Origin of the sequence: Microbacterium sp. T32 (assembly GCF_001619615.1) — a bacterium.
Classification (GTDB): domain Bacteria; phylum Actinomycetota; class Actinomycetes; order Actinomycetales; family Microbacteriaceae; genus Microbacterium.
The window spans coordinates 1-5793 of the sequence record NZ_LQQP01000004.1; the positions used below are offsets into that span (position 1 = coordinate 1).

At 70.4% G+C, this 5793-nt stretch carries 4 protein-coding genes; 2 read left to right on the plus strand and 2 right to left on the minus strand.

The genetic code is table 11. From position 1 onward, the window contains the following. Window positions 1–63: 63 nt before the first annotated feature. Window positions 64–1515 carry an XRE family transcriptional regulator gene (locus tag AVW09_RS02090; RefSeq protein ID WP_063256446.1) on the plus strand — a complete coding sequence of 484 codons (1452 nt, stop codon included), beginning with the start codon at window positions 64–66 and terminating at the stop codon, window positions 1513–1515. Between the two features lie 132 nt (window positions 1516–1647). Here AVW09_RS02090 and AVW09_RS02095 read toward each other — a convergent pair whose 3' ends face one another. Then, the gene (locus AVW09_RS02095; RefSeq protein WP_063256447.1) at window positions 1648–3120 is read right to left on the minus strand and encodes an NAD-dependent succinate-semialdehyde dehydrogenase; all 1473 of its coding nucleotides are present in this window, start codon (window positions 3118–3120) and stop codon (window positions 1648–1650) included. 253 nt (window positions 3121–3373) lie between these two features. Beyond that, window positions 3374–5209 carry an FAD-dependent monooxygenase gene (locus AVW09_RS02100; RefSeq protein ID WP_063256448.1) on the minus strand — a complete coding sequence of 612 codons (1836 nt, stop codon included), beginning with the start codon at window positions 5207–5209 and terminating at the stop codon, window positions 3374–3376. Window positions 5210–5325: 116 nt separating this feature from the next. Between AVW09_RS02100 and AVW09_RS02105 the strand changes: the two genes are divergently transcribed. Next, a partial coding sequence (locus AVW09_RS02105; protein WP_063256449.1) for an IclR family transcriptional regulator occupies window positions 5326–5793 on the plus strand: 468 nt, incomplete at its 3' end.

Below are 5793 nucleotides of genomic sequence, written 5' to 3' on the forward strand. Positions count from 1 at the left end.
TCAGACGTGACTTTCGAGAGATTTCCGGCGCAAGAAACGCGGATCTTTCGGTATCGTCAAGGAATGGCCTCGTCGCTCGAACTCACCACGCTGGGACACCGGATCCGCCACCACCGCCTGGCGCGCGGATACACGCTGGACGAGCTCGGGGCCCTCGTCGGGGTCGCCGGCAGTCAACTCAGCCTGATCGAGAACGGCAAGCGCGAACCGAAGCTGTCGCTTCTGCAGGAGATCGCCCGCGCCACCGAGACCGAAGTCACCGAGCTGCTGTCGACCGAGCCGCCGAACCGCCGCGCGGCGCTCGAGATCGAACTCGAGCGGGCGCAATCGAGCCCGTTCTTCCGACAGCTCGGCATCCCCCCGATCCGGGTCACCAAGGGCACGAGCGACGAGACGATCGAGGCCGTGCTGGGGCTGCATCGCGAGCTGCAGCGCCGCGAGCGCGAGACGATCGCGAGCCCCGAGGAAGCGCGGCGTGCCAACACCGAACTGCGTCTGCGCATGCGCGCGCTCGACAACCACCTCCCCGACATCGAGAAGCTCGCCGAGAAGCAGCTCCGCGCCGCCGGACACACCTCGGGCGCCCTGACCCACCGCACGGTGAGCGTCATGGCGGAGCAGCTGGGCTTCGAGCTGATCTACGTCGCGGACCTCCCCCACTCGGCCCGGTCGGTCACCGACCTCGAGAACGGACGCATCTACCTGCCCCCGGCATCCATCCCCGGCGGACACGGCCTGCGCTCGATGGCACTGCAAGCGATGGCGCACCGTCTGCTCGGCCATCGCCCGCCCACCGACTACGCCGACTTCCTGCAGCAGCGCCTCGAGATCAACTACTACGCGGCGTGCTGCCTCATGCCCGAGACGAACTCCGTCGCGTTCCTCGCGCAGGCGAAGAAGGACCGCAACCTCGCCGTCGAGGACTTCCGCGACGCGTTCGGCGTGACGCACGAGGCCGCCGCGATGCGCATGACGAACCTCATGACGACGCATCTCGGCATCCGTCAGCACTTCCTCCGGGTCGACGGGGACGGAGCGATCTCACGGGTCTACGAGAACGACGGACTCCCGCTGCCGACGGATGTCACGGGGTCGGTCGAGGGGCAGATCGTGTGCAAGAAGTTCTCGGCCCGCGCCGCGTTCGCCGAGCACAACCGCACCACCGAGCACTACCAGTACACCGACACGCCCGCGGGGACGTTCTGGTGCTCGACCCAGACGGGCACGACCTCGGACGGCGACTTCTCCATCACCGTCGGGGTCCCTTTCGACGACGCCCGATGGTTCCGCGGCCGCGAGACGACGACCCGCGGCATCTCGCGCTGCCCCGACGAGTCGTGCTGCCGTCGCCCCGACTCGGAGGCCGCGCAGCGCTGGCAGGGCAAGGCCTGGCCGAGCGCCCGCGTGCACCGACACATGTTCTCGCCGCTCCCCCGCGGCATGTTCCCCGGCGTCGACGACGCCGAGGTCTTCGCGTTCCTCGACCGGCACGCGTCCCCGTCCGACGCCCGGTAGGGGCGCGTGAGGGGTCAATGTTCGTCGCTTCTGGGGTCCCCAGGCGACACATATTGACCCCTCACGCGAGGAGACGGCGGATGCCGCGGCACCGACGCTCGGGAGAGCGCGGGGCCGTGGCATCCGGGGGTGTCAGGCGTAGGGGTTCGCCGTGAGCGTGTACTTCGTCTGCAGGTACTCGTGGATGCCCTCGTCGCCGCCCTCGCGGCCGAGGCCGGACTGCTTCCATCCGCCGAACGGAGCTGCGGCGTTGGAGACGACGCCGACGTTCAGGCCCATCATCCCGGTCTCGAGGCGCTCGATCATGCGCTGTCCGCGCGCGAGCGACTCGGTGAAGACGTAGGACACGAGGCCGTACTCGGTGTCGTTGGCGATGCGCACGGCGTCGTCCTCGGTGTCGAAGGGGACGATCGCGAGCACCGGTCCGAAGATCTCCTCGCGGAGGATCTCGCTGCCCGGCTGCACGTCCGACACGACGGTGGGCTCGAAGAACGTGCCGGGTCCGTCGACGGGCGAACCGCCGGTCGTGATCGTGGCGCCGCGCTCGACGGCATCCCCGACGAGGGTCTTGGCCTTGTCGACCGCGCGGTCGTCGATCAGGGGTCCGATCTGCACGCCCTCCTCGGTGCCGCGGCCGATCTTCATGCCCTGCACGCGCTCGGTGACGCGGCGCGTGAACTCCTCGACCACCGAGCGCTGCACGATGAAGCGGTTGGCCGCGGTGCACGCCTGGCCGATGTTGCGGAACTTCGCGAGCATCGCGCCGTCGACCGCCTTGTCGAGGTCGGCGTCGTCGAACACGACGAACGGGGCGTTGCCGCCGAGCTCCATCGACGTGCGCAGAACGCCGGGGGCGGCCTGCTGCAGCAGCTTCACGCCGACCGGCGTGGAGCCGGTGAACGAGAGCTTGCGCAGGCGCGGGTCGGAGATGATGCGCTCCGAGACGGGGCCGGTGCTCGTCGTGGTCACGACGTTGACGACGCCCGCGGGGACGCCGGCGTCCTGGAGGATCTGCGCGAAGAACAGCGTCGTGAGGGGCGTGAGCGTCGCGGGCTTGATCACGACGGTGCAGCCGGCGGCGAGCGCGGGCGCGATCTTGCGGGTCGCCATCGCCAGCGGGAAGTTCCACGGGGTGATGAGGTAGCAGGGCCCGACCGGGTGCTGCGTCACGATCACGCGACCGGTGCCCTCGGGGTTCGCGCCGTAGCGCCCCTGGGTGTGGGCGGTGACCTCGCTGAACCAGCGCAGGAACTCGCCGCCGTAGCCGACCTCGCCGCGCGCCTCGGCGAGGGGCTTGCCCATCTCGAGGGTCATCAGCAGGGCGACGTCCTCCTTGCGCTCCTGCAGCAGGTCGAACGCGCGACGGAGGATCTCGGCCCGCTCCCGCGCGGGGGTCGCCGCCCAGGACGGGAACGCGTCCGCTGCGGCATCCATCGCGGCCACGCCGTCGGCCACCGAGGCGTCGGCGATCTCGCGGATGACCTCGCCGGTCGCGGGGTCGCTGACCTTCACGGTCTTGCCGCCCTCCGCCGCGCGCCACTCGCCGTTGATCAGCAAGCCGGTGGGCACGGATGCCAGCAGTTCGCTCTCGCGCGAATCGGTCATGGGTCCTCCTGGGTCGGTGCGGGTCTCCCCGCTCATTCTGGCCAGCCCGCCGAGCCGCGCCGATATACGTTGCGTACAACTGGGCGCTCCCCGTCGCCGCGGCGTCCAGGGCCGTGGCATCCGCTCCGCCGTCGCCTTCGCATAAACGCCCTCTCTCGGCAGAAACGCCGTGTCAGGGCGTTTCTGCAGAGCAGGAGCGTTTATGCCGCGAGCGGCGCCGACCACGGATGCCGACTCGCCGCCGGGGCGACCGTCACGCCGGGACCGGGGAGCGCAGCGCGCCGGCGAGGAAGCGCTCCAACGCCTCCGGCTGCGACAGCGGCAGCACGTGCGCGACGTACTGGTCGGGCCGGACGACGACCACCGCGCCGTCGGCGCCGATGCCGCGCTCGGCGAAGATGTCGGCGCTCGTCCAGGCCGAGGGGGCCGCGGCGAACACCTTCTCGTGATCGGTGAGTCCGAGCGGGCCCGAGCGCGGCCGGAACAGGGCCGGGACGTCGGCCACGTCCTCCCACCGCCCGGGGTAGACGACCTTGACGTCGAACACCGCGTCGAGGTCGGCGTCGGCGGGAGTGAAGCGCTCGACGATCCCCCGCGCGGCGTCGGCCCACGCGCGGAGCGCCGAGCCGCCGGCATCCGCGAAGGCGTAGATCCGCCACCGGCCGTCCGCTTTTGCGTGATGACCGAGGTGAACGGCGTTGCCGTCGCACACGCGGACGACCTCGACGCTGTGGAACCGTTTGCCGATCGGGAACCCGGATGCCAGGTCCTGCGCCGCGTCCGCGGCGACGATCCGCGACGGGCCGTACTGCGTCATGAACCCCGAGGGGAACTCGGCGGTGGCGAGGTAGTAGGTCGACAGCTCGTCGGGGTCGGTGATCTCGCCGGGCTTGCGCGCCATGAGCGAGGACCACTCGCGGTCGAAGTCGATCAGCTGCTGGGCGACCGGACGCCGTTCGTCGTCGTACGTCCGCAGCAGTTCGGCGGGAGCGAGGCCCGTGAGCACATGGCCGAGCTTCCAGCCGAGGTTGAAGCCGTCCTGCATCGAGACGTTCATGCCCTGCCCGGCCTTGGCGCTGTGCGTGTGGCAGGCGTCGCCGGTGAGGAAGACGCGGGGGTTGTGGAGGTCGTCGACGAACTGGTCGGTCACGCAGTGCCCCACCTCGTAGACGCTGTGCCAGGCGACCTGCTTCACGTCGATCGAGTACGGGTGCAGGATCCGGTTTGCGCGGCGGATGATCTCCTCGATCGGCGTCTGTCGGACGCGGTGGTCGTCGTCGGCGGCGACCTCGCCGAGGTCGATGTACATCCGGCTGAGGTACCCGCCCTCGCGGGGGATGTGCAGGATGGCGCCGGCGGCGGCGGTGATCGCGCACTTGATGCGCCAGTCGGGGAAGTCCGTCTCGACCAGCACGTCCATCACGCCCCACGCGTGTTGCGCCGCGGCGCCGACGTGCGTGCGCCCGATCGCGTGTCGCACGCCGCTCCGGGCCCCGTCACAGCCGACGAGATATTTCGCGCGGATCGTGCGCTCACCCTCGATCGTGCGCACGCGCACCTCGACGTCGTCATCGCCGACCGTGAGCCCCAGGAACTCCACGCCGTAGTCCGGCACGATGCGCGCCGGTCCGTGCGCGGCCGCCTCCGCGAAGTAGTCGAGCACGCGCGCCTGGTTCACGATGAGGTGCGGGAACTCGCTGATCTTGAGGGCGTAGTCCTCGGTGCGGGTCGTCCGCACAATGCGGTCGGGAGCGTCCGGGTCGGGCGCCCAGAAGTTCATCCAGCCGATGTTGTAGGCCTCCGCGGTGATGCGGTCCGCAAAACCGAAGGCCTGGAACGTCTCGACGCTACGGGGCTGGATGCCATCGGCCTGTCCGAGCACGAGGCGTCCGTCGCGCTTCTCGATGAGGCGCGTCGTGACCTGCGGGAACTGCGACATCTGCGCCGCCAGGAGCATGCCGGCGGGTCCGGACCCGACGATGAGCACGTCCACTTCGTCGGGCAGCTCGGTCGGCCGGTCGATGCCCGCGCCCGCGGCGGGCTGAATGCGCGGGTCGCCGGAGACGTAACCGTGGTGGTGGAACTGCATGGTTCTCCTGACGTCGATGTCGGGTCACCGCGACGGTGCGGTGCTGGCGAATCCCCGGCGTTCTGTTCTATATTCGAACACACCGTTCTTCTATCGAACGAGAGGCTAGCTCGCCCATGCCCGCACGGCAAGACGCGCCCCCCGCATCGCAGACGTTGAGCCGTGGCATCCGGTTGCTCGAAGAACTCGCCGATGCACGGGCTCCCCTGTCGATCGACGATCTGGCCGGCCGCGTCGGCCTGCACCGCTCGGTCGCGTATCGGCTGCTGCGCACCCTCGAGGACCACGGGCTCGTGACGAGGGATGCCGCGGGCGCGGTGCGCCTGGGAACCGGCCTCGCCGCGCTGGCCGCGGGCGTCGCCGCCGACCTGCAGGCGGAAGCCCTGCCCGAGCTGACCGCGGCGGCGAACGATCTCGGCATGACGTGCTTCCTCGTCGTGCTCGACCACGACGAGTGCGTCACGCTCACCAGCGTCGAGCCGCGGCACTCGGTCACCGCCGTGGCGCAGCGGCCGGGCGCACGGCATCCCGTCACCCGAGGTGCACCCGGCCGGGCGATCCTCGCCCAGCTGCCGCCGCGTCGC

Bases quoted from the DNA above. Each gene is read 5' to 3' on its own strand.
- AVW09_RS02090 (WP_063256446.1), top strand. From the start codon at position 64: ATGGCCTCGTCGCTCGAACTCACCACGCTGGGACACCGGATCCGCCAC.
- AVW09_RS02095 (WP_063256447.1), bottom strand. From the start codon at position 3,120: ATGACCGATTCGCGCGAGAGCGAACTGCTGGCATCCGTGCCCACCGGC.
- AVW09_RS02100 (WP_063256448.1), bottom strand. From the start codon at position 5,209: ATGCAGTTCCACCACCACGGTTACGTCTCCGGCGACCCGCGCATTCAG.